The 25,993-nt window shown below is 55.2% G+C and carries 23 protein-coding genes; 7 read left to right on the top strand and 16 right to left on the bottom strand.

Annotation, left to right across the window (positions count from 1 at the left end):
* Positions 1 to 54: 54 nt before the first annotated feature.
* The 12 genes from eutG to maeB all read right to left on the bottom strand — a co-directional run bounded on the left by eutG (position 55) and on the right by maeB (position 11,396).
* Positions 55 to 1,242: an ethanolamine utilization ethanol dehydrogenase EutG gene (gene eutG, locus I6L53_RS06175; RefSeq protein ID WP_042317655.1), complete on the bottom strand. Its 1,188-nt coding sequence runs from the start codon at positions 1,240 to 1,242 to the stop codon at positions 55 to 57.
* Positions 1,232 to 2,071, bottom strand: coding sequence for an ethanolamine utilization protein EutJ (gene eutJ, locus I6L53_RS06170; protein WP_042317654.1), 840 nt, complete (start codon positions 2,069 to 2,071; stop codon positions 1,232 to 1,234). The genes eutG and eutJ overlap by 11 nt, the downstream gene beginning before the upstream one ends.
* 10 nt (positions 2,072 to 2,081) lie before the next feature.
* Positions 2,082 to 3,485, bottom strand: a complete 1,404-nt coding sequence (locus I6L53_RS06165) for an aldehyde dehydrogenase family protein (RefSeq protein WP_042317653.1) — start codon at positions 3,483 to 3,485, stop codon at positions 2,082 to 2,084.
* A gap of 11 nt (positions 3,486 to 3,496) precedes the next feature.
* The gene (gene eutN, locus I6L53_RS06160; RefSeq protein WP_042317652.1) at positions 3,497 to 3,784 is read right to left on the bottom strand and encodes an ethanolamine utilization microcompartment protein EutN; all 288 of its coding nucleotides are present in this window, start codon (positions 3,782 to 3,784) and stop codon (positions 3,497 to 3,499) included.
* Positions 3,785 to 3,860: 76 nt separating this feature from the next.
* Positions 3,861 to 4,151: an ethanolamine utilization microcompartment protein EutM gene (gene eutM, locus I6L53_RS06155; protein WP_000387720.1), complete on the bottom strand. Its 291-nt coding sequence runs from the start codon at positions 4,149 to 4,151 to the stop codon at positions 3,861 to 3,863.
* A gap of 36 nt (positions 4,152 to 4,187) precedes the next feature.
* Complete coding sequence (gene pta / locus I6L53_RS06150) at positions 4,188 to 5,204, bottom strand: phosphate acetyltransferase (protein WP_042317651.1); 1,017 nt, start codon at positions 5,202 to 5,204, stop codon at positions 4,188 to 4,190.
* Positions 5,201 to 6,004: an ethanolamine utilization cob(I)yrinic acid a,c-diamide adenosyltransferase EutT gene (gene eutT, locus I6L53_RS06145; protein WP_042317650.1), complete on the bottom strand. Its 804-nt coding sequence runs from the start codon at positions 6,002 to 6,004 to the stop codon at positions 5,201 to 5,203. Before eutT ends, pta begins: the two co-directional genes overlap by 4 nt.
* Positions 6,001 to 6,693: an ethanolamine utilization acetate kinase EutQ gene (eutQ, locus tag I6L53_RS06140; RefSeq protein ID WP_042317649.1), complete on the bottom strand. Its 693-nt coding sequence runs from the start codon at positions 6,691 to 6,693 to the stop codon at positions 6,001 to 6,003. The genes eutT and eutQ overlap by 4 nt, the downstream gene beginning before the upstream one ends.
* Entirely contained in the window at positions 6,671 to 7,150 is a 480-nt protein-coding gene (gene eutP, locus I6L53_RS06135; RefSeq protein WP_042317648.1) for an ethanolamine utilization acetate kinase EutP, read from the bottom strand. Before eutP ends, eutQ begins: the two co-directional genes overlap by 23 nt.
* 13 nt (positions 7,151 to 7,163) lie before the next feature.
* Positions 7,164 to 7,499, bottom strand: coding sequence for an ethanolamine utilization microcompartment protein EutS (eutS, locus tag I6L53_RS06130; protein ID WP_042317647.1), 336 nt, complete (start codon positions 7,497 to 7,499; stop codon positions 7,164 to 7,166).
* Positions 7,500 to 7,827: 328 nt separating this feature from the next.
* A complete protein-coding gene (locus I6L53_RS06125) occupies positions 7,828 to 8,895 on the bottom strand; it encodes a glycosyltransferase family 9 protein (RefSeq protein WP_042317694.1) in 1,068 nt (355 codons plus the stop codon).
* Positions 8,896 to 9,116: 221 nt separating this feature from the next.
* Positions 9,117 to 11,396: an NADP-dependent oxaloacetate-decarboxylating malate dehydrogenase gene (gene maeB / locus I6L53_RS06120; protein WP_042317646.1), complete on the bottom strand. Its 2,280-nt coding sequence runs from the start codon at positions 11,394 to 11,396 to the stop codon at positions 9,117 to 9,119.
* 274 nt (positions 11,397 to 11,670) lie between these two features.
* On the opposite strand from maeB, the gene tal reads away from it, so the two are divergent.
* Positions 11,671 to 12,621: a transaldolase gene (gene tal, locus I6L53_RS06115; RefSeq protein WP_042317645.1), complete on the top strand. Its 951-nt coding sequence runs from the start codon at positions 11,671 to 11,673 to the stop codon at positions 12,619 to 12,621.
* 20 nt (positions 12,622 to 12,641) lie between these two features.
* Entirely contained in the window at positions 12,642 to 14,636 is a 1,995-nt protein-coding gene (gene tkt / locus I6L53_RS06110; protein WP_042317644.1) for a transketolase, read from the top strand.
* A gap of 97 nt (positions 14,637 to 14,733) precedes the next feature.
* Here the strand turns inward: tkt and I6L53_RS06105 are convergent, their stop codons facing one another.
* The 3 genes from I6L53_RS06105 to aegA form a co-directional block, all read right to left on the bottom strand.
* Positions 14,734 to 15,774 (bottom strand): DUF1176 domain-containing protein, encoded by a 1,041-nt coding sequence (locus tag I6L53_RS06105; protein ID WP_042317643.1) that lies wholly within the window; start codon positions 15,772 to 15,774, stop codon positions 14,734 to 14,736.
* A gap of 125 nt (positions 15,775 to 15,899) precedes the next feature.
* Positions 15,900 to 16,475, bottom strand: coding sequence for a GDP-mannose pyrophosphatase NudK (nudK, locus tag I6L53_RS06100; protein ID WP_042317642.1), 576 nt, complete (start codon positions 16,473 to 16,475; stop codon positions 15,900 to 15,902).
* 55 nt (positions 16,476 to 16,530) lie between these two features.
* Positions 16,531 to 18,510 carry a formate-dependent uric acid utilization protein AegA gene (gene aegA / locus I6L53_RS06095; protein WP_042317641.1) on the bottom strand — a complete coding sequence of 660 codons (1,980 nt, stop codon included), beginning with the start codon at positions 18,508 to 18,510 and terminating at the stop codon, positions 16,531 to 16,533.
* A 212-nt stretch (positions 18,511 to 18,722) separates the two neighbouring features.
* Here aegA and narQ point away from each other — a divergent pair, with 212 nt between their 5' ends.
* Complete coding sequence (gene narQ / locus I6L53_RS06090; protein ID WP_042317640.1) at positions 18,723 to 20,429, top strand: nitrate/nitrite two-component system sensor histidine kinase NarQ; 1,707 nt, start codon at positions 18,723 to 18,725, stop codon at positions 20,427 to 20,429.
* 168 nt (positions 20,430 to 20,597) lie between these two features.
* Positions 20,598 to 23,711: a multidrug efflux RND transporter permease AcrD gene (acrD, locus tag I6L53_RS06085; RefSeq protein WP_042317639.1), complete on the top strand. Its 3,114-nt coding sequence runs from the start codon at positions 20,598 to 20,600 to the stop codon at positions 23,709 to 23,711.
* Between the two features lie 93 nt (positions 23,712 to 23,804).
* Here the strand turns inward: acrD and ypfM are convergent, their stop codons facing one another.
* A complete protein-coding gene (ypfM, locus tag I6L53_RS06080) occupies positions 23,805 to 23,864 on the bottom strand; it encodes a protein YpfM (protein ID WP_001386977.1) in 60 nt (19 codons plus the stop codon).
* Positions 23,865 to 24,253: 389 nt separating this feature from the next.
* On the opposite strand from ypfM, the gene I6L53_RS06075 reads away from it, so the two are divergent.
* Genes I6L53_RS06075 through I6L53_RS06065 form a run of 3 tightly spaced genes read left to right on the top strand, consistent with a single transcriptional unit; the run spans position 24,254 to position 25,968 of the window.
* Positions 24,254 to 24,610: an ArsC family reductase gene (locus I6L53_RS06075; protein WP_042317638.1), complete on the top strand. Its 357-nt coding sequence runs from the start codon at positions 24,254 to 24,256 to the stop codon at positions 24,608 to 24,610.
* A 3-nt stretch (positions 24,611 to 24,613) separates the two neighbouring features.
* Positions 24,614 to 25,741, top strand: a complete 1,128-nt coding sequence (dapE, locus tag I6L53_RS06070; protein WP_042317637.1) for a succinyl-diaminopimelate desuccinylase — start codon at positions 24,614 to 24,616, stop codon at positions 25,739 to 25,741.
* A gap of 26 nt (positions 25,742 to 25,767) precedes the next feature.
* Positions 25,768 to 25,968, top strand: a complete 201-nt coding sequence (locus tag I6L53_RS06065) for a YpfN family protein (RefSeq protein ID WP_012906607.1) — start codon at positions 25,768 to 25,770, stop codon at positions 25,966 to 25,968.
* Positions 25,969 to 25,993: the final 25 nt, after the last annotated feature.

Raw genomic sequence — 25,993 nt, 5'->3', positions numbered from 1 at the left:
GTTTTGCCGGATGGCGGCGCGAACGCCTTATCCGGCCTACGTCCTGGTATGCTTTTATTGTGCCGCCGCGTACAAATCGATAATTTCGCTCTGCGTAGCGGTGCGTGGGTTACTGCGAATACAAATATCTTCCAGCGCGGCTTGCGCCCAGGCGCTGTAGTGTTCGGGTTTTGCGCCGACGTCGGCGAGCCGTTTGGTCTGGCCCACTTCAGCAATCAGTTCACTGACCGCATTGATCGCATCGCGATCGTCTGATTTCTTGTTGGTCAGCGCGCGTCCGATCTGGCTGAAGCGCTCTCGACATACCAGGCGGTTAAAGCCCATCACCGTCGGCAACAGCATGGCATTTGCCTGGCCGTGCGGTATATGTAATGTCGCTCCCGGTTGATGCGCCATCGCATGACACAGCCCCAGTCCGGCGCTGGAAAACGCCATCCCCGCCATGCAGGAAGCGAGTAGCATGCTTTCCCGCGCTGCAAGGTCGTGACCGTAGCCCACCGCCTTTGGCAGCGATTTGCCAATCATCGCAATCGCGCCAATCGCCAGGCTGTCGGTGAACGGTGACGCGTTCAGCGCGCTCCAGGCTTCAACCGCGTGCGTCAGTGCATCAATCCCGGTCATTGCCGTCACATGGGGCGGCACGCCTTCGGTCAGGGCTGCATCGAGGATCGCCACGTCCGGCATCAGCGTCGCATGCGCCAGCACCTGCTTGCGTCCCGTCGCCGCGTCGATAATCACCGTCACGTTGGTGGTTTCGGATCCCGTTCCGGCGGTAGTCGGCACAGCAATCAGCGGCAGACGCGGGCGTAAAGCGCTGTATTCCGTCATCTCCGCCAGCGTCTGATTCGGATTGGTCACCAGCAGCGCGACCGCTTTTGCCGCATCCAGCACCGAACCGCCGCCAAAGGCAACGACGCCGTCGCATTTTGACTCGCGCAGTTGAGCTACCGCCGCGCAGACGTCAGTGATGCATGGTTCGCCCATCGGACACGGCCAGACCGTCATCGCTACGCCTTTCATCGCCAGACTGCGCTCTAACGACGCGGTCATTCCCGCCTGATGCAGGAAACTGTCGACCATCACGAACAGATGGCTTAAGCCTCGCGATTGCGCTTCTTGTCCGCAGGAACTGAGCGCCCCGAGCCCGCACAGCGTGACCGGCGGTACGCTGAACGTTTTCACGCGTTGCAGATTCAGGGTATCGAATGCCTGAAAGAGCGCCGTCTGCAATTCAGCTTGCATAGATTCCCTCCGCTTTCTCTCTCCCGCTGTTTGCGATTGCCAGCGGTGTCATAAACAGGCTGTGCCGGGGCAGATGCACCTGGAGCGCCGGGAAGCGCTGACGAAACAACGCCTCCACACCCGGCTGCATACAGGAGCCGCCCGCCAGCCATAAATCAGCTATTCCTTGTCCTTCGATATGACGGGCAACGATCTCCGCCATTTTTTCGTAGACCGGTTTCACCACCGGCCAGATATCCTGCGCGTTGCTGCGCTTGACCTGCTCGGCATCTTCCAGTTCGATACGGCGATTTCCGGCCAGAGTCAGAGAAATATGGTGACCGCCCGTCGCTTCATCCGCCGAGTACGTCACCTTGCCCTGTTTAACGATGGCAATGCCGGTCGTGCCACCACCGATATCCACGACACCGGCGTTATCCAGTTGCAGCAGGTCGGCAACCGCGGTCGGTTCATCCAGCACATGACTGACCTCCAGCCCGGCAGACTCCAGCACGTTGATAGAGATGCGCGGGTCGGTGCCCGGTGGGAACGAGGTCGCCGCGTGGGTAAAGCGACTGCCGAGTTGCTGTTCGAGCGTATCGAGATGGCGGCGCACGATGGTGACCGCACCAAAGAAATCCCAGACGATGCCGTCGCGCACGACGTCAGCCCAGTCAAGACACACCGCAACCGGTTGTCCATCGCCGTCGACAACCATCGACACCACATCACAGGTGCCCAGGTCAACGCCCAGCCACAGTGGAGAGTCGCTCATTGCAGGCGCCTGATTACACAGGTCAGCGGCTTTTTGCAGTCTTGGGGTGAGCCAATTTTCTTCGTCGTGCGCCATCATTCATCCCTTATACAATTCGAAACGCATCCACCAAAACACAGCGACGCAGACGCACAAACGTGCGCGCACTGGTCACCCCTTCCCCGGTTGGCGTGGTAATGGTCATGGTGGTCCAGCCTTCACCGCCCAGTCCCAGCCCGGCAATGCACGGTCCGTTTTTGACGAAGATGCTGGTATCAATGGCGTTTGCCATCTGGTTCATGTTGTCGATGTTGCGTGAGTGCATCGCAGCAGTATGGTGACAGCCGCCTTCCAGTTGCACCGCCAGCGCAATAGCCTCGCCGACATTTGCCACCCGAACCACCGGCAGGACCGGCATCATCAGTTCAGTGACGGCAAAGGGATGCGTGGCAGGCGTTTCAACAAACAGCAGTCGGGTTTGCTCCGGAACCTTCAGACCAATGGCTGCTGCGATTTTCGCCGCATCGCGTCCGACCCAGTCACGGCTGACAGTACCTTTGCCGCGTTCATCGATATTTTTTAGCAGCACCGGCTGGAGCTGTTCGGCCTGCTCCGCACTCAGTCTCACCGCCTGCTGACCTTCCATCAGACGCATCAACTCATCCGCCACACTGTCGACAACAATCAACACCTTCTCATCAGCACAAATGATGTTGTTATCGAAGGAGGCACCTTTGACGATGGACTGCGCGGCCCGCGCCAGATCTGCGGTCTCATCGACGACGACCGGGGGATTACCGGCACCGGCGGCAATCAGACGTTTATTGGTGTGTTTGCGTGCGGCGTCGACCACTGCTTCGCCACCGGTCACGACCAGCAGGCCAATGCCTGGGTACTTAAACAGCCGCTGCGCGGTTTCAATATCCGGATTCGCCACGGTCACCAGCAGGTTTTCCGGGCCGCCCGCCGCGACCACCGCCTGGTTAAGCAGTGTAATCGCGCGTTGTGACACCCCTTTCGCCGCCGGGTGGGGAGCAAACACAACGCTATTGCCCGCAGCAATCAGGCTAATGGCGTTGTTAATCACCGTCGCCGCCGGGTTTGTGGATGGCGTCACTGAGGCCACGACGCCCCACGGCGCATTTTCGATCAGCGTCAGGCCGTTATCACCGGTCAGTACCTGCGGCGATAAACACTCCACGCCCGGCGTACCGCGCGCCTGCGCCACATTTTTGGCAAATTTATCGTCAACGCGTCCCATGCCGGTCTCTGCAACGGCAAGTTCCGCTAATTCTTTGGCATGCTTTTCGCCCGCTTCACGAATGGCGTGAATGGCAAGCTGGCGCATCGCCACGCTCTTCAGCCCCTGCTGAGCGACTTTTGCTGCCGCCACCGCATCATCCAGGGAGGCAAAGACGCCCATTTCATGAACGGTGGTCGCTGGCTGACTGCTGTCTTTCATTTTCAGCAGTACCGCTTTCACCACCTGTTCAATATCCTGTTGATTCATGATGTTAAGTCCTATTTGTGGAATATCACCTGACCGCCAGCCACCACTTCATCGACAATACCAATCACGCACAGGTCGACCGGAGACGCTTCACTGCGATGTGCCTGGCGAGCAGAACTACCGCTGACCAGCAGCACCCACTCCCCGGTTCCCGCCCCGATGCTGTCAATGGCGACGGCGCACTGTCCGTCGGGATTTCCCTGGGCATCGATCATCTCCACCATCAGCAATTTGTCGTGTGCCAGTCCCTGATGGCGTACGGTACAAACAATTTGTCCTGTGACGACTGCCAGTTTCATACCCGCCTCCGTGGGTTAAGTTGTGCTGCGATCCTGTAGGCCGGATAAGCGCAGCGCCATCCGGCCCCAGTCCTGCTTAGATGTTGCTGTCGCCTTTGAAGCTGATCGGGAACACTTCTTCCAGATCGCCATGCGGACGCGGGATCACGTGCACGGAGACCAGTTCCCCGATACGTTGCGCGGCGGCGGCACCGGCATCCGTTGCCGCTTTGCAGGCCGCAACATCGCCACGAACCATCGCAGTCACCAGACCACCGCCAATCTGTTTCACACCAACCAGCTTCACGCGTGCGGCTTTTACCATCGCATCAGAGGCCTCAATCAGTGCAACCAGGCCCCGGGTTTCAATCATTCCTAAAGCTTCCATTATGTTTTCCTCTCATGGGGTCCAGAACGGGACCATTTATACAACCAGGGTTTGTGAGTCGCGCTCGCGACTCACGTCAGTCTGGCGCGGCACGGCTGCCACCAACGCCAGTTCGATAATTTCCTGTACGCTACAGCCTCGCGAGAGGTCATGAAGCGGTGCGGCAAGCCCTTGAATCAGCGGCCCGACAGCACGATATCCGCCCAGACGCTGGGCGATTTTGTAGCCAATATTGCCGGCCTCCAGTGACGGAAAAACCATCACGTTGGAATTGCCCCGTAGCGGACTGGCTGGCGCCTTTTGCGCGGCGACTTCCGGCACAAAGGCAGCGTCAAACTGCAGTTCGCCATCCACCAGCAGCCCAGGCGCGCGTTCACGAACGATCTCCGTTGCCTGCTGCACGTTAGCCACACACGGGTGACGCGCGCTGCCCTGACTGGAGAACGACAACATCGCCACGCGCGGCTCCTCGCCGGTGATACTGCGCCAGGTGTCGGCGCTGGCGATCGCGATATCCGCCAGTTGCGCCGCCGTCGGCTGTGGCACCACGCTACAGTCAGCAAACCCTAACGCTGGTCCGACGTACTGCGGCAGCATCAGGAAAATGGACGACAGCGTTTTACACCCTGGCTGCAGACCGATAATGCGTAAGCCCGCGCGCAGCACATTGGCCGTGGAAGAGAGGTTGCCGGCGATACAGACATCCGCCTGGCCTGCGCTAACCAGCGCCGCGGCAAACATCAGCGGGTCATTGAGTTTTTCAAGGGCATCCGGCGGCGTTTTCTCCCCGGATCGGGCGAGCCAGCGCTGAGCAAACGCTTCACGCATCGCCAGATTGCTGTGCGGATCGATAACCTGAATACCGTCCAACGCGACCCGATGAGTGAGGGCGAACTGGCGCAGCGCGAACGGACTGGCCACGAGAATGGGGTGCGCCAGACCGTGCTGTTGCAGGTAGTGCGCCGCTTTCAGCACGCGTTCGTCCAGGGCATCCGGAAAGACCACCCGTGCCGGGGATTGCTGAGCCCGTTCACGGGCGCGTTCAATGATCATTTTTCACCTCCCAGTCGCTGTTGAATCTGGCTGACGGTGAGTGGGTGTTTGGTGACACACAGAATCATCATCACGTAGACCGCACTGGAAAGACGGTTCAGCGCCTGCAAAATATCCGGACGCAGGACGTCAAATCCACGGGTGATAAAGACCTGGGCGGCGATCGTTTCCGTCTCGCGAACTTTGGTACGCAGCAGGTTCAACAACGCGGACTCGCGACCGTGGCTGGCTTCAGGTACCAGATGATCGTGATCCAGATAGCGCAACGGCTGATGGGAAAGACGGTGCAGGTCATCTTCGTTCAGCCCAACGATGGACTGTGCCGCCAGCGGTTCATCCATGGCATCGGCGCGCATGATGTTGCCCAGCCGTGAACGAATGTCCGCCAGCCACGGCTGCCACGGCTCCGCCAGTTCGATTTGCAGCCACACCGCCAGCGCGATAGTGCTGTCCAGCGCGGCGCGAAAGCCCAGACGCGGGTCGCTTTTGGCAACCATTTTGTCCGCGGTCAGGTGGGTCAGCGTGTCCGGCTTTTTCGCCACTGGCTGGCGACACAGTTCACAACAGGCCTGTGGATGCGAGTCGCTGCTGGTTAACCCGTGCACCGGTTGCGGCTGCTGTTGTTCGTCGTCGACAAACAGACTGCCCTGCTCATCGAGAAACTTGATGCGCAGATGACGGCCTTCCAACAGTTCGCGGGCAGAGGGCGTCAGGCGAGCATCAGCGGGGAGATGGATTTCTGCTCCTTCGCTGAGCGTATGATTCGCTCTGAGCCATGCTTCGGTGATGAAATCTTTCATACCGATTGCCAGTTCGCAGGCCACGCAACGTACAGGAAGCGCACGGTCGTCGGCGTGCCAAATTCAATGCTCGAGCCTTTCGGGATAAACATGACGTCCCCGGCTTTGGCGATCATCGTTTCGCCTTCATGGCGCACATGCAGCTCACCGTCGAGCACCATGTCGATTTCGTCGTAGTTCAGCGTCCACGGGAAGAATGCGTTATCCCACTGCATGAACCCGGCGGCCATGCTGCTGCCATCCTGTTCGGTGACGAGATCGGTCAGACCTACGCAGTGCGGTTGCGCACCGTCAAAACGGCCGAACTTAACGCTGCTGCCGTCGATCACTTTGATGCCACCTTTGCCGGTCACCGAATGAAAACCCGGTTGCATCCCGCCCTGCTCCAGCGACTGTTTTTCCTTCAGCACTTTGTCCATCAACTGCGAGACCAGACTTTCGGTAAACTGCCCTTCCGGCAGTTGCGCGATGATGGTTTCACGAATGCGCTGAGTTTCAGATTTGGTCTCGTCCGCGCAAGCCGTTGCCGTCGGGGCGGAGCCCTCACACTCCACAATCGTGACGCCCAGTAGCTCCGCGACTTCACGAGCTTCCGGGGTGATGATGCTGGCGCGCAGCACCACCGACATTTCCTGCTCGCCCCGTGCGTGCGCCGCACGTATATCGTTAGCTGTGATAAGTTTTTTCACCTGCCCCTTCCTCCTTTTGGCTTAGCTCAGTCAGATAATCCACCAGGTGCTGCACGCTTTGCGGGTCATGGCTGTTGAGTTCGAAAATCGGCTCCTGAAACCCAATCCCGCGCAATAATTCCCGCGTCGCGGTCACGTCAGCATCTGGCATATCCGTTTTGCTGATCACGGCGATGTGTCGTTTACTGGCACCGATATCTAACAGCCCGGCAGGTAAGCGACTTTCTTTGTCATTGGCTGCATGGACATAAATCAACGTATCAACGTCCTGCAGCGTGGTAATTAAGGCGTGATACCAGCGGGGATGGCTGAAATATTCCCCTGGCGTATCGATATCGCCATGTTCATTAAATTCCACGGCCTGGGTTTTTCTGGCGAGGGTATAATTCCCCTGTAACGCATTAAAAAGCGTTGTTTTTCCCGCGCCGACAGTGCCAACAAACGCAATACGTTTCATAAGCACCTCAAAATTAGCTTTTCGTCAGGTCGCAGAGCGTAAAATTTAATAAACGTCCCAGCCCACTGACCGTTTGCAATAAGGCCTCTTCTACCGCACCGACCGAACCGTAAATCACCAGCGCGCCGCTGAACCTGTCGAGAAAACCGATGTGTACATCGGCAGCCTTCATCGCCAGATCGCCGGCTATCATCGCGGTTTCTCCCGGCGTCAGGGTCATAATGCCAATGGCGCCAGCTTCGGGAACGCCGATCTTTTTCGCCAGTTCTTCACCAGGATGCGCAATGAGATGCGCCAGCGTGACCTGTTTGCCCGGCACAAATTCCTGAATAATGCGTTCTTTATCCATTGCTCACCGCCTGTGTTAAGACTGGGCTTATCGTGGCAATTTTTTGTCAGGGTAAATAACAAAATTCGGCAAAGAGATTTAAAAGGTGAGGTGGATCACTAAGAATGGGGAAATAAAAAAAATAAGACTTATCACAAACGACATTGAATACGCTCAGGAAAAGTGAAAGATGCGACATAAAGGCGAAAACACAGGATTTTTCAATCAAACAGAAATATTCTCAGAGAGGAGTCGTGCCGGGCAAATTATGGATTTTGTTTACCGATATCGTTATATTACGTCCGCCAGACGGCCACAATGGCCGACAGGTGTCATTAAAAATGGTCCCTCAGGACGGGGAGCTCTGAATCCGCGTAATGACGCGTTTTATCGCCGCTCTGAATTCATCCAGATTGATATGGTCTATATCTTTACCCACCGCTATTGTTTCTGAAATATCCTGCATCGCTGGCCAACGCGTTTTATAGTCGGCATAAACCGCAATCGCAGGAATATTGTACGCACTTGCCATATGTAAAATGGAGGTATCCGGTGTGATGACCAAAAACGCACCGTTGATGACCGCAGCGGAACGCATTATGGATGGCGGCAATGACAGTCGATGCACGCCATCGCAGGATTGCGTTAACGAAACCGAACTGTCGACCCCTTTCGGGCCGTGGACAATGACAATCGGGAGATCGATCTCTTTTTTGATTATCGCGATAAGCTTTTCGGCAACCGGAAGTGAAAACGTGCGCTGTTTCGCGCTGCCTTCTAAATTCAGGGCAATATATCGTCCCAATGTCGAGATATCGCTGCGAACCTCCGTTAACACCGCTTCGCTGAGAGGGAATTCAAAAACAGCCCTGACGAGCGGAAACCCCGCGTCTCTCATCAAAATTGCCCAGGTCATCGGCACGGGTGCCCGAAAGATCTGATCCATTCTTGAGGCTGTTTTGCAGACCGGGGAATAACACTTCATGGTTAACCCCGCCACCTGAAGATTCGTTCTGGCCCTTAATCTATTGATGAAAAGCATTGTTTTCAGGTTCTTTCGCCGCATGGCTTCGATGCATATATCGGGGGTTCCGTACTCTTTTCTTATCTTTCTGGCGACTGTTTTTATTTCATTAAACGTAGCATTGTCTTGCATGGACATACTTATTACGGTCAATTTTGTTTGACGTAAAGAAAGTGTCTCAAATATCGATTGATTAATAGTCGATGATACAATTAGCAAATGTTTTACGTCACCCGCTTCCAGTGCACGTATTACAGGAAAAACTGACATCGCGTCCCCGATTTGATCGGGTATATGAATAACCGCGAGCTTTATATTTGAATTATCAATATAAACAGACTGATAATCATAAAGACGATAAAAAAGTTGTCTTACCATTGATTTTAAAGACATTTTTAACAGCCACATTGTCTGAGATGGAATATTATTTCGATTTCAGTAAACAAGCACAAGCGATTTAATAATCGTGATTATTTTCGTGTCGATGAGAAGAGAATAATACAGCCGCACGACAGGCGACCAGGCTGATAATAACGCGGATAATCATAAAAAATAATACTCTTACCCTGAACCAGTCAGGGTAAGAGCGAGTGTTACATCATCATGACAACGGATTACAGCGGTTGTGTTTGCGCCTCAACGACCGCCAGCGCCACCATATTAACGATTCGACGCACCGAAGCGATCGGCGTTAATACATGAACCGGTTTCGCCACCCCCATCAGAACGGGGCCAACCGTAACACCTTCAGAACTGGAGACGCGCAGTAAATTATAACTAATACGCGCGGCTTCCATATTTGGCATCACCAGAATATTGGCCGAGCCTTTCAGCGGGCTATCTGGCATCCGATCGTTACGAATGCTTTCCACCAGCGCGGCATCGCCATGCATTTCGCCATCAATCATCAGGTCAGGTGCACGTGCTTTGATAATCTCCAGCGCGGCACGCATTTTACCGGCAGACGGGCAGTCAGATGAACCAAAGTTAGAGTGCGATAGCAGCGCGACTTTCGGTTCGATACCAAAGCGACGCACGGTTTCCGCCGCCATCACGGCGATTTCTGCCAGTTCTTCCGGCTCAGGATCGTCATTAACGTAGGTATCGGCAATAAAGGTGTTGCCACTCGGCAACAGTAAGGCGTTCATCGCCCCGGCAGTATGGACGCCTTCACGGTAGCCAAACACCTCTTTCACCACGCTGAAGTGCTCATGGTAATCGCCAATGGTGCCACAGATCATCGCATCCGCTTCCCCGCGCTGTACCATGATCGCGCCAATCACCGTGGTGTTGGCGATCACCGCACGCTGCGCCTGCTCCTGGGTAACGCCGCGACGCTTCATGATCTGGTAGTACTCACTCCAGTACTCTTTAAAGCGCGGATCGGATTCATTATTGACTATCTCAAAATCGACGCCCGCTTTGATCTGCAGTCCCAGTTTCTGAATGCGCATTTCGATTACGCTCGGGCGACCAATCAGGATCGGTTTCGCCAGACCCAGCGTGATCAGTTCCTGCGTGGCGTGCAGGACGCGCGCCTCCTCCCCTTCCGGCAACACGACACGTTTCGGCGCTTTACGCGCCTGCGAGAAGATCGGCTTCATGAACAGGTTGGTTTTGTAGACAAATTCAGTCAGCTTGTCGATGTAAGCATCGAAGTCAGCAATCGGGCGCATCGCCACACCAGAATCCATTGCCGCTTTGGCAACTGCCGGCGCGATTTTGACGATCAGACGCGGGTCGAACGGTTTTGGAATGATGTATTCCGGGCCAAAGCTCAGATCCTGGTCGCCATAGGCCGAGGCCACCACTTCGCTCTGCTCGGCATGCGCCAGCTCGGCAATCGCATGGACCGCAGCCAGCTTCATCTCTTCGTTGATCGCCGTAGCACCAACGTCCAGCGCGCCGCGGAAGATGAACGGGAAGCACAGAACGTTGTTAACCTGGTTCGGGTAGTCGGAACGCCCCGTACAGATGATGGCGTCCGGACGCACCTCTTTTGCCAGCGGCGGCAGGATTTCCGGTTCCGGGTTAGCCAGCGCCAGAATCATCGGCGCGCGAGCCATCTTCTTGACCATCTCCTGGGTCAGCACTTTCGGGCCTGAACAGCCGAGGAAAATGTCCGCACCGTCGATGACGTCATCCAGCGTCCGTTTGCCGTCATCTTCAACCGCGTAGGCCGCTTTGGTTTCTGCCATGTTCGGCTCGCGGCCTTTGTAGATAACGCCTTTGGAGTCGCAAACCACGATGTTGTGCTTCTGCATCCCCAACGCCACCAGCAGGTTCATACAGGCGATCGCCGCCGCACCTGCGCCGGATACCACCATCCGCACGTCGGAGATATTTTTTTCTACCACCCGCAGGCCGTTAAGAATGGCGGCGGTACTGATGATTGCAGTGCCGTGCTGATCGTCATGGAACACCGGAATATTCATACGTTCGCGCAGTTTCTGCTCGATGTAGAAACACTCTGGCGCTTTGATGTCTTCCAGATTGATCCCGCCGAACGTCGGCTCCAGCGCGGCGACGACGTTAATAAATTTATCCGGGTCGAGTTCGTCGACTTCAATATCGAACACATCAATACCGGCGAATTTCTTAAACAGAACGCCTTTGCCTTCCATGACCGGTTTACCGGCCAGCGCGCCAATATTGCCTAAGCCCAGCACCGCCGTCCCGTTAGAGATAACGGCAACCAGGTTGCCACGTGCGGTGTATTTATACGCAGCCAGCGGGTCTTTTTCGATTTCAAGACAAGGTGCGGCGACGCCTGGCGAGTAGGCCAGCGCCAGATCGCGCTGCGTGGCAAGGGGCTTAGTCGGGGAAACCTGGATTTTACCCGGTACCGGGAATTCGTGGAAATCAAGGGCGCTTTGCTTTAACTGGTCATCCATCTTGTTGTTCCTTTCACGTATCGTTCAAAAAAGTCACGCGCAGTCAGGTGCGTCGCACATTATCACCGCACTGCGGGACGCAAACTTTGAAGATCCCCAAACTATCACGACTTGAATAAAGATTTCGTAATCAACTCATAACAACCATGTTACCTCCTTCAGCCAGCATTACCATGCCTGTCTGCTATGCTTTTTTGTGGTGCACCTCATGAATCTCTCAGAAGTGTGATTTTAAGCACTCACCTAACACGTTACTTTTCAAGGAGTATTTCCTATGAATCAGTTAGACGGCATCAAACAATTCACCACTGTTGTGGCCGACAGCGGCGATATTGAGTCTATTCGTCATTACCAACCCCAGGATGCCACCACGAATCCCTCTCTGCTGCTGAAGGCTGCCGGACTGGCGCATTACGCCCATCTGATTGACGATGCTCTCCAGTGGGGGAAGAAACAGGGAAAAACCCAGGAACAGCAGGTTGCCGAAGCCTGTGACAAGCTGGCGGTGAATTTTGGTGCGGAAATTCTTAAAAGCATTCCGGGACGCGTGTCGACCGAAGTGGATGCCCGCCTCTCCTTCGATCAACAAAAGAGCATTGAAAAAGCCCGCCACCTGGTGGAGTTGTACCAGCAGCAGGGAATCGATAAATCCCGCATACTGATTAAACTGGCCTCCACATGGGAAGGCATTCGCGCGGCAGAAGCGCTGGAAAAAGAGGGCATTAACTGCAACCTGACGCTACTGTTTTCCTTTGCCCAGGCGCGCGCCTGCGCCGAAGCGGGCGTCTTTTTGATCTCCCCGTTTGTCGGGCGTATTTATGACTGGTATCAGGCACGCAGCCCCATGGATCCGTACGTTGTTGAGGAAGATCCGGGGGTGAAGTCAGTACGCAATATCTACGATTACTTCAAACAGCATCGTTATGACACGATTGTCATGGGTGCCAGTTTCCGCCGCACTGAACAGATCCTCGCGCTCGCCGGCTGCGATCGCCTGACGATTGCCCCCAACCTCCTGAAAGAACTGCAGGAAAAAGAAGAACCGGTTGTGCGCAAGCTGGTGCCGTCTTCACAAACCTTCCATCGCCCCGCGCCCATGAGCGAAGCTGAATTCCGCTGGGAGCATAACCAGGATGCGATGGCGGTCGAAAAACTCTCTGACGGTATCCGTCTGTTCGCCGTTGACCAACGCAAACTGGAAGACCTGCTTGCTGCCAAACTCTAAATCTTGCCACGGAGTGTTCTATGTCCCGTAAAGACCTTGCTAATGCCATTCGTGCGCTCAGTATGGACGCTGTTCAGAAAGCCAATTCCGGCCACCCCGGCGCGCCGATGGGAATGGCGGATATCGCCGAAGTTCTGTGGAACGATTTTCTCCGCCACAACCCAACCGATCCGCACTGGTACGATCGTGACCGTTTTATTCTCTCTAACGGTCATGCCTCAATGCTGCTCTATAGCTTGCTGCACCTGACAGGTTACGATCTGCCGATTGAAGAGCTGAAAAACTTCCGCCAGTTGCATTCCAGAACGCCGGGGCACCCGGAGATCGGCTATACGCCAGGCGTGGAAACCACAACCGGACCGCTGGGTCAGGGGTTGGCCAACGCCGTCGGTTTAGCTATTGCCGAGCGCACTCTGGCGGCGCAGTTCAACCAGCCGGAGCATGAGATTGTCGATCATTTCACGTATGTGTTTATGGGTGACGGCTGCCTGATGGAAGGCATCTCGCATGAGGTATGCTCGCTGGCGGGAACGCTGGGACTCGGCAAGCTAATCGGCTTTTACGATCACAACGGTATCTCCATTGATGGTGAAACCGACGGCTGGTTTACCGATGACACGGCCAAACGCTTTGAGGCCTACCACTGGCATGTCGTCCACGAAATCGATGGTCATGACCCGGAAGCAGTGAAAAAAGCGATTCAGGAAGCACAGAGCGTGAAGGACAAACCCTCGCTGATTATCTGCCGGACAGTGATCGGCTTTGGCTCGCCGAACAAAGCGGGAAAAGAGGAATCCCACGGTGCAGCGCTGGGTGAAGAAGAAGTGGCGCTGACGCGGCAAAAACTGGGCTGGCACCATCCGGCGTTTGAGATCCCGAAAGAGATTTATCGCGCCTGGGACGCCCGTGAAAAAGGCGAGAAAGCCCAGCAACACTGGAATGAAAAGTTCGCCGCTTACCAGAAAGCGCATCCGGCGCTGGCCGCCGAGTTCACGCGCCGCATGACGGGCGGTTTGCCAGAAGCGTGGGAAAAGACCACGCAGAAATATATCAATGAGCTTCAGGCCAATCCTGCCAAAATCGCCACCCGCAAGGCATCGCAAAATGCCCTAAACGTCTACGGTCCGCTCCTGCCAGAACTGTTAGGCGGTTCGGCGGATCTTGCGCCGAGCAACCTGACGATCTGGAAAGGTTCGACCTCACTGAAAGAAGATCTTGCAGGCAATTACATTCACTATGGCGTGCGTGAATTTGGCATGACCGCCATCGCCAATGGCATCGCCCATCACGGCGGATTCGTACCCTATACCGCCACCTTCCTGATGTTCGTTGAATATGCGCGTAATGCGGCGCGCATGGCGGCGCTGATGAAGGCGCGGCAAATTATGGTGTATACCCATGACTCCATCGGTCTGGGGGAAGATGGCCCAACGCACCAGGCGGTGGAACAGTTGGCTAGCCTGCGTCTGACGCCCAATTTCAGCACCTGGCGACCGTGCGATCAGGTTGAAGCGGCAGTAGGCTGGAAGCTGGCAGTCGAGCGCCATGATGGCCCAACGGCGCTGATCCTGTCACGACAGAACCTGGCACAGGTTGAACGCACGCCGGAACAGGTGAAAGAGATCGCTCGCGGCGGGTATGTACTGAAAGATGGCGGCGGTAAGCCGGATATCATCCTGATCGCCACCGGGTCAGAAATGGAGATTACCCTGCTGGCGGCGGAGAAACTCACCGGTGAAGGGCGTAATGTCCGCGTGGTTTCCCTGCCCTCAACGGATATTTTCGATGCCCAGGACGAGGCATACCGCGAGTCGGTTCTGCCGTCGAACGTCAGCGCACGCGTCGCGGTCGAAGCGGGTATTGCCGATTACTGGTACAAATATGTGGGGTTAAAAGGGGCGATTGTCGGAATGACCGGTTACGGTGAATCTGCACCGGCAGAGAAGTTGTTCCCTTACTTCGGCTTTACGGTTGAGAACATTGTCGAGAAAGCACACAAGGTTTTGAACGCCTGATGTATGCAACGCCGGATGACGACGCTAACGCGTCTTATCCGGCCTACAGATCGCTTTTCGTAGGTCGGATAAGACGCAGTCGCCATCCGACAGAAAATTAACGCGTGATCCATAAGGTGGGCCAGGCATCTGGCCCATGCCAGCCATCACAACTCGGCTCTTCGGCATAACGCACCAGACGAAAACGCTGGCCGTCAAAACGCCAGCGCGTCTGGATGCCGCAGTCCGTTAGTCCCCGCCCCTTTGCCAGGGTGACCAGTTCGCGCGACTTCTCATCAAACACGGCATTCATCAACTCCATGTCATTGCTTTCCGCGCCGCTGTTGAACGGTAAACGCAGCCGCACAGCGTGTGAGGCCAACGGTTTTTTACGCGACACGATCCACGCCAGATCGATCGTGTTATACGCCCCGGCTTCGCAGGCAATCATCAGCAAGGCTTTGTCATCAGTAAGGGCGGTCACCCGCACTTCGCGGCGTGAAGGATCGAGTGAACACTGAATGCTGTTCATTCGCCAGTTACCGTAATCGAGAAGGTCGTTGCGTTCGTCGAGAGAGAGCGGTGTTGGCGTCGGGTTAACAACGGCCACGCCTTTCAGCGCAGGGGCTGGCGGAACGCTGAGCGGCGGATCGTCACCTTTTTCAATCCACGCCGTTTCACTGCCCACCCGCTTTTGCTGCGCGTCGATAAACAGGAGCGCCGCTTTCAGCCCGGCCAGCGAAAGTGTCTGATTGCCCTTTTGCAGGGTGATCGCTTTCCCGTCCTGAATCGTCATCAGAAATTCTGCAATGGTCGCTGTATCATCTGTCATCAGGTGCCACGGCGTTATTCGCCAGTGGTCTGCGCTCAGCGCCAGCGGTCTACCGTCCAGCAGCAGTCGTGGCGCAATGTCCGCTTCATTGGCTGGCGCGGTCAATCCCCCCAGGTCGAGGCGCAAAACAGCATCGGTATGCGCGCCGGCGCTGCGGCTCAGGGTCATCACCAGCCCACCGTGTTCACCGGTATTACGCGCTACGCAGAAATTCTGGTTATTACAGGTCACCTGCCAGTCAGAAAAGGCCTGTTGCGCGGGAGCGGCCCACAGCAACCGGACCGGAATCAGACCGAGCAGGAAAAGGAAAATAACGCGATAGCGCATGGACGGTAATAACCCCAGAAGTCAAACGAACAACACAGGTCGTATCTTCGTTGTGCTGTTGACCATGCTCAATCGGATTTGTCGGATAGATTCAATAATTCGTAAAGAAATATAACCCTTATTTATCAATCCATTAAATGCGAGGATTGCAAATAGTTGAGCAATAACACGGTCTTACCGTCTCGTATCTCACCGGTTTTAATCATTTCCAGCGCCTGGGTAAACGGCAATTCCAGCACGGCGATATCTTCATCTTCGACGCCGCCGCCAGCATTAGCGCGCTGACTTTCGCTGTATTCGGCGATAAAAAAGTGAATCAGTTCCGTCACGCCGCCGGGAGACATGTACAGCTCAAAGAGTTTGCGCACCTCACCCACTTCATAGCCCGTCTCTTCAATGGCCTCTTTGCGAATGCAGGCTTCCGGTTCATCGTTGTCCAGTAATCCGGCGCAGGTCTCAATCAACTGCCCGCTTTCGTTGCCATTTACCCATGTCGCCACGCGGAACTGACGAATCAACACCACGGTCTTTTTCTCTGCGTTGTACAGCAGGATCGTTGCCCCATTACCGCGATCGTACACTTCTCGTTTGTGGCGGATAATTTCGCCGTTCGCGCGGGTCAGATCGTAGGTAATATTGCGCAGAATGAAATAGTTATCAGATAGGATTTTGTCTTTAACGAGGGTGATTTTTTGCGACATACCGGCTCCACAGCGTAAGAAGAGAAATCATACTACGCCGCGAAGCCGGATTTGGTTAGTGAGATTTAACCGAATTAACGCCCAGCCAGTCGATGATCCCCTGCGCGGCATGGCGTCCTTCCGCCATTGCGGTGACCACCAGATCGGCACCGCGAACGGCATCGCCACCGGCAAAGATCTTCGGATTACTGGTCTGGTAACGGTACGCGCTCTCGACATTCGCCGCGATGCGTCCCCAGCTATCCACCTGCACACCATGGGTCTCCAGCCACGGCATCCCGTGTGGATGGAAACCAAACGCCATAATCACAGCGTCTGCCGGCATCACAAACTCGCTGCCTGCGATCGGCACCGGACGGCGGCGTCCCTGGGCATCGGGTTCGCCCAGTTGCGTGCGCAGGAAACGGATACCGCAGACGCGACCTTCCGCGCTCAGTTCCAGATCGACTGGCTGCACGTTGAACTCAAAGTTAGCCCCTTCCTCACGCGCGTTTTTGACCTCTTTCTTTGACCCCGGCATGTTGGCTTCATCGCGGCGGTAGGCGCAGGTGGCCTGGCTTGCACCATGACGCAGCGCGGTACGGACACAGTCCATCGCCGTGTCACCCCCGCCCAATACCACCACGTTGAGTCCGGCGGTGTCGATGTACGGTTCTTCGGGATGTTCGTCCAGCCCCATCACCTGTTTGGTATTGGCGATCAGGAACGGCAGCGCGTCGTACACGCCCGGCGCATCTTCGTTGGGCAGGTCGGCTTTCATCGAACGATAGGTTCCGACGCCGACAAATACGGCGTCGTAATCTTCCAGCAGCGCCTCCATTTTCACGTCCCTGCCCACTTCGCAGTTCAGCTCAAAATGGATCCCCATTGCGCTGAAGATTTCCCGACGGCGCGCCAGCAGTGATTTATCCAGTTTGAAGGCCGGGATGCCAAAGGTCAGCAGCCCGCCGATTTCCGGGTGGCGGTCAAAAACGGTAGCGCTGACGCCGTGACGCGTCAGCACGTCGGCGCAGGCAAGTCCTGCCGGACCGGCGCCAATAATTGCCACGCGCTTGTCGACCTTCTGGACATGGCTCAGATCCGGCCGCCAGCCTTTACCCAGCGCGCGGTCGGAGATGTAACGTTCAATGTTACCGATCGTCACCGCGCCATGTTCGTCACGCACCGTACAGGCACCTTCGCACAGCCGGTCCTGTGGACAGACGCGCCCGGTAATTTCCGGCAGGCAGTTCGTCTGGTGAGACAACTCCACCGCCGCATCAATGTTCCCGGCTTTCACCAGTTCAATCCACTGAGGGATGTGGTTATGAAGCGGGCAGGTCCATTCGCAAATGCTGTGCTCACCGCACTTCAGGCAGCGTGAAGCCTCCTGTTCTGCCTGAGCCGTACGAAACGGCAGATAGATTTCGTCAAAGCTGGCTTTTCGTGCGTCGATAGCCAGTTTATCCGGCTCACCGCGTGCAGGCGTCGCGCGCATTTGCTCAATCTTGCTCATCCCGTGGGAGGCCGACGCCGTCACATCCGCATGCCAGGGCTGATTCTCCTGTCGGGCGGTACGTAAACGTCGCGCTTTTGCCAGTCGGGTTAACGCCCCTTCTGTCACCAGTTGCAGCGCGTCAGCAGGACAGTTCTCCACACACGCCGGTCCATTTTCCCGCCCCTGACAGAGGTCGCATTTATGCGCCGTCGCTTTAACCTGGTCTTTCGCGACAGGCGTCAGGACTATCTGCATGGTGCCAAACGGACAGGCCACGACGCAGGATTTACAGCCGATACACCGCTGTTGATTGACCTGCACGCTGTCGTTGATGTGGCTTATCGCCCCGTTCGGACAACTGCGGGCGCAAGGGGCATCTTCGCAATGGTGGCAGGTCACCGCACTTCGCTGATGCTGATGCTTAATGACAGTGATCCGCGGCTGGTAGTGACGTTGGCTAAGGACGTGTTGCTCTTCATTGTGGGCCAAAACGCAAGCCACTTCACAGGCATGGCATCCCAGGCACTGTTGGCTGTTGGCCATAATAAAACGGTTCATGGCGACCTTCTTTTTTGGTTGTAAAAACCTTATTCTTTATATAAGTGTTGTTATTAACCGACTGACCACACGTCGGCAATGTTCATTTGCCCAGGAAGCACAACTATTTCTACAGAACCTGTGGCAGATCAATTTATTTCAGCCAGAGTGAAATTACGTTTCAGATCTGCGAGAGATTTTTACCGTAAGCACTTTTAAAGGAAATTACGCGTGTGATCGTCAAACGCCCCGTCTCGGCCAGTCTGGCCCGGGCCTTTTTTTACATTGTCCTGCTCTCGATTCTCTCGACCGGCGTTGCGTTACTGACGCTGGCAAGCAGCCTGCGGGATGCCGAGGCTATTAACGTGGCGGGTTCATTACGCATGCAGAGCTATCGTCTGGGGTACGATCTGCAAAGCCAGAGCCCGCAATTAAACGCCCATCGCCAGTTGTTTCAGCAAGCTTTAAACTCATCGGCATTAGACAATCTGAATGCCTGGTATGTGCCTCAGGCAGTGAAAGGCCGCTACGCACAGTTACATGCCAACTGGCTGGAAATGAACCGCCGCCTGGTTGATGGCGACCTGCAGTGGTATCAGGACAACATTAACGCCTACGTCGATAAGATCGATCTCTTCGTGCTGGCATTACAGCACTATGCCGAACGCAAAGTGATGCTGGTGGTGGGGATCTCGCTGGCCGGTGGCTTCGGGATCTTTACCCTCGTCTTCTTCACCCTGCGACGTATTCGTCATCAGGTTGTACGCCCGCTGAATCAGTTAGTCATGGCGAGCCAGCGCATTGAACACGGTCAGTTTGACTCACCACCGCTGGATACACACCTTCCCAATGAACTGGGGCTGCTGGCAAAAACCTTTAATCAAATGTCGAGCGAACTGCACAAGTTGTATCGCTCGCTGGAAGCGAAGGTCGAAGAAAAAACCCACGATCTCCATGAAGCCAAACGTCGTCTGGAAGTGCTGTACCAGTGCTCTCAGGCGCTGAATACCAGTCAGATTGATGTGCACTGCTTCCGCCATATTTTGCAGATTGTCCGTGATAACGAAGCGGCACAATTCCTTGAACTTACCGTCGGTGAAAACTGGCGCATCAGTGAGGGCGAAAAGCAGGCCGATCTGCCTATGCAAATCCTGCCGGTGACCATGCAGGAGACGGTCTATGGCGAACTGCACTGGCAGAGCCAGCATGTTGCCAGCGCGATCCCGCTGTTAAACAGCGTGTCGACAATGCTCGGACGCGGTCTGTACTTCAATCACGCGCAGAAACACTTCCAGCAACTGTTACTTATGGAGGAACGCGCCACCATTGCCCGCGAATTACATGATTCGCTGGCGCAGGTGCTCTCGTATCTGCGCATTCAGTCGACGCTGCTCAAACGCGCTATTCCGGAGGATAACGCCCCGGCGCAGGCTATCATGGACGACTTCTCGCGGGCGCTGAACGATGCCTATCGTCAGTTGCGTGAACTGCTAACCACCTTCCGCCTGACGTTACAGCAGGCCGATTTACCTTCTGCATTGCATGAGATGCTCGAAACGCTGCAGGGGCAGACCACTGCTAAACTCACACTGGACTGCCGGCTGCCGACGCTGGCGCTCGATGCGCAGATGCAGGTCCATTTGTTGCAGATTATCCGTGAAGCCGTGCTCAACGCGATGAAGCACGCCAATGCCAGCGAGATTGCCGTCAGCTGTGTGACCGCCCCGGATGGTGATCACACGGTGTATATCCGTGATAACGGAGTGGGTATCGGCGAACCTAGCGAACCGGCAGGGCATTATGGCCTGAATATTATGCGCGAGCGTGCGGAACGTCTTGGCGGTACGTTAAGTTTCTCGCAGCCTTCCGGCGGCGGGACGTTAGTGAGCATTAGCTTTCGCTCGACGGAGCCAGAAGAGGACGCGAGCCATCTGACATAAATTCGCACAAAACCGGACGTGCGCGTGCGGGAAGCTGACAAACGCTGTAATCAGGCATGATAATTTACATTATCTCCTTTTTTTCTCCACGTTTGACTCGTACCTTCCCGCTACAGTGAAGCAAGTCATACCTATAAAGATATGTAGAATAATGAGGTCCTCTTTCTGATGGCGAATTTCTTTATCGATCGCCCCATATTTGCCTGGGTGCTGGCTATCCTGTTGTGTCTGACAGGTACCCTGGCTATTTTCTCTTTGCCAGTGGAACAATATCCGGATCTGGCGCCGCCAAACGTGCGCATCACCGCGAACTATCCAGGCGCCTCCGCGCAGACGCTGGAAAACACCGTCACCCAGGTCATTGAACAGAACATGACCGGCCTCGATAATCTGATGTACATGTCATCGCAAAGCAGCGGTACCGGACAAGCGTCGGTAACGCTGAGCTTCGTTGCAGGCACCGATCCAGATGAAGCCGTACAGCAGGTCCAGAACCAACTACAGTCAGCGATGCGTAAACTGCCGCAGGCGGTACAGAACCAGGGCGTCACGGTACGTAAGACCGGGGATACCAACATCCTGACGATTGCTTTCGTCTCCACCGACGGTTCGATGGATAAGCAGGACATTGCGGACTACGTCGCCAGTAATATTCAGGATCCCCTCAGCCGGGTGAACGGCGTCGGCGATATCGATGCCTACGGATCTCAATATTCCATGCGCATCTGGCTGGATCCGGCAAAGCTCAACAGTTTCCAGATGACCGCGAAAGATGTCACCGACGCCATTAAGTCGCAAAACGCGCAGATCGCCGTCGGGCAGTTGGGCGGAACCCCTTCCATTGATACTCAGGCGCTGAACGCCACCATTAACGCCCAGTCGCTGCTGCAAACGCCAGAACAGTTTCGCGCCATTACGCTGCGCGTCAATCAGGATGGTTCGGAAGTGACTCTGGGCGATGTCGCCACCGTCGAAATGGGTGCGGAGAAGTATGACTATCTCAGCCGCTTCAATGGCAATGCGGCGTCCGGGCTTGGGGTGAAACTGGCATCGGGCGCCAACGAAATGGCTACCGCGACGCAGGTGATTAAGCGCCTGGATGAGCTGGCGCAATACTTCCCGCACGGTCTGGAGTACAAGGTGGCTTATGAAACCACCTCCTTCGTTAAAGCCTCTATTGAAGACGTAGTAAAAACGTTGCTGGAAGCCATCGCGCTGGTATTCCTCGTGATGTATCTGTTCTTACAAAATTTCCGCGCCACACTGATCCCCACCATTGCCGTACCGGTGGTGCTGATGGGCACCTTCTCGGTACTCTACGCCTTCGGTTACAGCATCAACACCCTGACCATGTTTGCGATGGTACTGGCGATTGGCCTGCTGGTGGATGACGCCATCGTGGTCGTGGAAAACGTCGAGCGTATTATGAGTGAGGAAGGTCTCACGCCGCGCGAGGCGACGCGAAAATCGATGGGGCAAATTCAGGGCGCGCTGGTCGGTATCGCGATGGTACTGTCAGCCGTCTTTGTGCCGATGGCCTTCTTTGGCGGAACCACCGGAGCGATCTACCGTCAGTTTTCCATCACCATTGTAGCGGCAATGGTACTTTCCGTTCTGGTGGCAATGATCCTGACTCCTGCCCTGTGCGCCACCTTGCTTAAACCGCTGCACAAAGGCGAGCATCACGGGCAAACCGGTTTCTTCGGCTGGTTCAACCGCACCTTCAACCGCAATGCCGAGCGTTACGAAAAAGGCGTTGCTAAAATTCTGCATCGTAGCCTGCGCTGGATCCTGATCTATGTGTTGCTGCTTGGCGCGATGGTCGTCCTGTTCCTGCGTCTGCCAACCTCGTTCCTGCCGCTGGAGGACCGCGGCATGTTTACTACGTCGATTCAATTGCCGAGTGGCTCCACGCAGCAGCAAACCTTAAAAGTGGTGCAGCAGGTCGAGAAATATTACTCCACCCACGAAAAAGATAACGTCCAGTCCGTCTTTGCGACTGTCGGTTCCGGACCGGGAGGCAACGGTCAGAACGTGGCGCGCATGTTCGTGCGTCTGAAAGACTGGAGCGAGCGCGACGCCACCACCGGCACCTCGTTTGCCATTATCGAACGTGCGACGAAGGCCTTTAACAAAATCAAAGAGGCGCGCGTGTTCGCCAGCAGTCCGCCAGCCATCAGCGGTCTCGGCAGTTCCGCAGGCTTTGACATGGAACTGCAGGATCACGCCGGTGCCGGTCATGACGCCTTAATGGCCGCACGCGACCAGCTGATTCGTCTGGCGTCGCAGGATAGCGCCCTCACCCGCGTTCGCCACAACGGTCTGGACGACAGCCCTCAGTTGCAAATTGATGTCGACCAACGCAAAGCACAGGCACTTGGCGTATCCATTGACGACATTAACGATACCTTGCAGACCGCCTGGGGGTCGAGCTACGTCAACGACTTTATGGACCGTGGCCGCGTGAAAAAGGTTTATGTCCAGGCGGGAGCAAAATACCGCATGCTGCCAGACGATATTAATCTGTGGTACGTACGCAATAACAGCGGCGGCATGGTGCCTTTTTCCGCTTTCGCCACCTCACGCTGGGAGACCGGTTCTCCGCGTCTGGAGCGCTACAACGGCTATTCTGCCGTCGAGATTGTCGGTGAAGCCGCGCCTGGCGTGAGTACCGGAACGGCGATGGATGTGATGGAATCGCTGGTACGTCAGTTGCCAACCGGGTTTGGTCTGGAATGGACGGCCATGTCCTATCAGGAGCGACTCTCCGGGGCGCAGGCGCCGGCCCTGTATGCCATTTCACTGTTGGTGGTATTCCTGTGCCTGGCCGCGCTGTATGAAAGCTGGTCGGTACCGTTCTCGGTTATGCTGGTAGTGCCGTTGGGGGTCATCGGCGCGCTGCTCGCCACCTGGATGCGCGGCCTGGAAAACGATGTCTATTTTCAGGTCGGGCTACTGACGGTCATTGGTCTCTCAGCGAAAAACGCCATTCTGATCGTTGAATTTGCCAATGAGATGAATGAGAAAGGACACGATCTGCTGGATGCAACGCTGCACGCCTGTCGGCAGCGCTTACGTCCGATCCTGATGACCTCGCTGGCATTTATCTTCGGCGTGCTGCCGATGGCCATCAGCAGCGGGGCAGGTTCTGGTGGTCAACATGCCGTCGGGACGGGCGTCATGGGCGGAATGATCTCGGCAACGGTGCTGGCGATCTATTTCGTGCCGCTGTTCTTCGTCCTGGTCCGTCGTCGCTTCCCACTGAAACCGCGCCCGGAATAAGAGATAAAAAAAGGCGACCTGCCAACGGGTCGCCCTTTCTGTGTGATGAATCTCACACGGTATGTTCTGTTATTTGGTCATCCTTCCAGAAATTTATTTGCGAAGCATAACTTCAATAAAATCTTTCCAGTTCCCCAGTTCGCGTTCAATCATAACAACCTCTGCTTTTTATTATGGACATTCTACAAAAATATTATCTCCTGGTGAAGACAATTTAACCAATTGCTGTGATTACATCCTCCGGGGTGTGGTGTGATGTCATCACTATGGCGCGCTACCCATAAATTTTATGTGACATACAGCAATAATTCGAAACAATCATACCTTATCTGGTACTTCTTCAATTTCGATTAAAAAACAGGTGACTGCAAGGTAGAAATTCCGAATTTAGATTAAGAAGAAAATTCCGACGAATTCAGGAATTATTATTCACATTACTTCAACAATGTTATATTTACCGATCACGATTAAATGACAATATGTATTATCGGACGTAACGATATTGATGACTATATAGTCAATTTACGTTAATAAGGATGCAAATGGTTACCCTCTTCGGTATTAAAAATTGCGACACCATTAAAAAGGCCCGCCGCTGGCTGGAAGCGCGTGACATTGATTACCGTTTTCACGATTACCGTGTCGATGGTCTGGATAACGCCCTTCTCACTTCATTTATCAATGAATTAGGTTGGGAGTCGCTTCTCAACACGCGTGGAACAACGTGGCGCAAGCTGGACGAAGCCACGCGCAGTCACATCACCGACGCAGCGTCTGCCGCCGCATTAATGACTGAAATGCCGGCGATCATCAAACGCCCATTGCTCTGCGCGCCCGGGAAGCCTATGCTGCTGGGTTTTAGTGAATCCAGTTATCAGCAGTTTTTTGACGAGGTGTAGTCTATGTCGTGCCCGGTTATTGAGCTGACACAGCAGCTTATTCGCCGCCCTTCCCTGAGCCCGGATGATGCGGGATGTCAGGCGTTGATGATTGAACGCCTGCGTGCGATCGGTTTTACCGTTGAGCGTATGGATTTTGCGGATACACAGAATTTTTGGGCATGGCGCGGACAGGGTGAGACGCTGGCGTTTGCCGGTCACACCGACGTTGTGCCAGCGGGCGATGCCGATCGCTGGATCAACCCGCCTTTCGAGCCAACCATTCGCGACGGGATGTTGTTCGGTCGCGGCGCGGCGGATATGAAAGGTTCGCTGGCAGCCATGGTCGTGGCGGCAGAGCGTTTTGTCGCTCAGCACCCGAACCATAAAGGGCGTCTGGCGTTTCTCATCACCTCGGATGAAGAGGCGAGCGCAAAAAATGGCACCGTCAAGGTTGTCGAGGCGCTGATGGCGCGTAATGAGCGCCTGGATTACTGTCTGGTCGGCGAACCCTCAAGCACCGAAGTGGTTGGTGACGTGGTGAAGAACGGTCGTCGCGGCTCGCTGACCTGCAACCTGACCATTCATGGTGTGCAGGGGCACGTTGCCTATCCGCATCTGGCAGATAACCCGGTACACCGCGCTGCGCCAATGCTCAATGAGCTGGTAAGCATTGAGTGGGATCAGGGCAATGAATTTTTCCCGGCCACCAGTATGCAAATTGCCAACGTCCAGGCAGGCACCGGTAGCAATAACGTCATCCCCGGGGAACTGTTCGTGCAGTTCAACTTCCGTTTCAGTACCGAACTGACCGACGAGATGATCAAAGCGCGGGTGCATGCGCTGCTCGAAAAACATCAGCTGCGCTATACGGTGGACTGGTGGCTCTCTGGCCAGCCGTTCCTGACCGATCGCGGAAAGCTGGTGGATGCGGTCGTGAACGCCATCGAGCACTATAATGAAATTAAACCGCAGTTACTGACCACGGGCGGTACGTCTGATGGACGCTTTATCGCTCGCATGGGGGCGCAGGTCGTGGAGCTCGGTCCGGTGAATGCCACTATTCATAAAATCAATGAATGCGTGAACGCTGCTGACCTGCAACTGCTTGCCCGTATGTATCAACGAATAATGGAACAACTCGTCGCCTGACGAGGTTCCTGCAAGAGGTAACACGCATGGACTGGTTGGCAAAATATTGGTGGATTCTGGTGCTGGTGTTTTTGGTAGGTGTACTGCTGAACGTGATCAAGGATCTCAAACGCGTCGACCACAAAAAATTCCTCGCCAATAAGCCAGAACTTCCCCCACATCGTGACTTTAACGATAAGTGGGATGACGATGACGATTGGCCGAAGAAAGACCAACCGAAGAAATAACCAAAGGCCGGAAGGGATCCCTGTC

This window comes from Citrobacter farmeri (genome assembly GCF_019048065.1).
Classification (GTDB): Bacteria; Pseudomonadota; Gammaproteobacteria; order Enterobacterales; family Enterobacteriaceae; genus Citrobacter_A; species Citrobacter_A farmeri.
The sequence above is the reverse complement of the archived record's forward strand: the minus strand, read 5'-3'. Positions and strand labels throughout refer to the sequence as shown.

What these genes read in the sequence shown, in the direction of transcription:
- eutJ (WP_042317654.1), bottom strand. Translation starts at nt 2,071, where the DNA reads ATGGCGCACGACGAAGAAAATTGGCTCACCCCAAGACTGCAAAAAGCC.
- eutS (WP_042317647.1), bottom strand. Translation starts at nt 7,499, where the DNA reads ATGGATAAAGAACGCATTATTCAGGAATTTGTGCCGGGCAAACAGGTC.
- nudK (WP_042317642.1), bottom strand. Translation starts at nt 16,475, where the DNA reads ATGTCGCAAAAAATCACCCTCGTTAAAGACAAAATCCTATCTGATAAC.
- eutP (WP_042317648.1), bottom strand. Translation starts at nt 7,150, where the DNA reads ATGAAACGTATTGCGTTTGTTGGCACTGTCGGCGCGGGAAAAACAACG.
- eutT (WP_042317650.1), bottom strand. Translation starts at nt 6,004, where the DNA reads ATGAAAGATTTCATCACCGAAGCATGGCTCAGAGCGAATCATACGCTC.
- tal (WP_042317645.1), top strand. Translation starts at nt 11,671, where the DNA reads ATGAATCAGTTAGACGGCATCAAACAATTCACCACTGTTGTGGCCGAC.
- eutM (WP_000387720.1), bottom strand. Translation starts at nt 4,151, where the DNA reads ATGGAAGCTTTAGGAATGATTGAAACCCGGGGCCTGGTTGCACTGATT.
- acrD (WP_042317639.1), top strand. Translation starts at nt 20,598, where the DNA reads ATGGCGAATTTCTTTATCGATCGCCCCATATTTGCCTGGGTGCTGGCT.
- maeB (WP_042317646.1), bottom strand. Translation starts at nt 11,396, where the DNA reads ATGGATGACCAGTTAAAGCAAAGCGCCCTTGATTTCCACGAATTCCCG.
- I6L53_RS06125 (WP_042317694.1), bottom strand. Translation starts at nt 8,895, where the DNA reads ATGTCTTTAAAATCAATGGTAAGACAACTTTTTTATCGTCTTTATGAT.
- I6L53_RS06075 (WP_042317638.1), top strand. Translation starts at nt 24,254, where the DNA reads ATGGTTACCCTCTTCGGTATTAAAAATTGCGACACCATTAAAAAGGCC.
- I6L53_RS06165 (WP_042317653.1), bottom strand. Translation starts at nt 3,485, where the DNA reads ATGAATCAACAGGATATTGAACAGGTGGTGAAAGCGGTACTGCTGAAA.
- pta (WP_042317651.1), bottom strand. Translation starts at nt 5,204, where the DNA reads ATGATCATTGAACGCGCCCGTGAACGGGCTCAGCAATCCCCGGCACGG.
- eutG (WP_042317655.1), bottom strand. Translation starts at nt 1,242, where the DNA reads ATGCAAGCTGAATTGCAGACGGCGCTCTTTCAGGCATTCGATACCCTG.
- I6L53_RS06105 (WP_042317643.1), bottom strand. Translation starts at nt 15,774, where the DNA reads ATGCGCTATCGCGTTATTTTCCTTTTCCTGCTCGGTCTGATTCCGGTC.
- aegA (WP_042317641.1), bottom strand. Translation starts at nt 18,510, where the DNA reads ATGAACCGTTTTATTATGGCCAACAGCCAACAGTGCCTGGGATGCCAT.
- dapE (WP_042317637.1), top strand. Translation starts at nt 24,614, where the DNA reads ATGTCGTGCCCGGTTATTGAGCTGACACAGCAGCTTATTCGCCGCCCT.
- tkt (WP_042317644.1), top strand. Translation starts at nt 12,642, where the DNA reads ATGTCCCGTAAAGACCTTGCTAATGCCATTCGTGCGCTCAGTATGGAC.
- eutN (WP_042317652.1), bottom strand. Translation starts at nt 3,784, where the DNA reads ATGAAACTGGCAGTCGTCACAGGACAAATTGTTTGTACCGTACGCCAT.
- I6L53_RS06065 (WP_012906607.1), top strand. Translation starts at nt 25,768, where the DNA reads ATGGACTGGTTGGCAAAATATTGGTGGATTCTGGTGCTGGTGTTTTTG.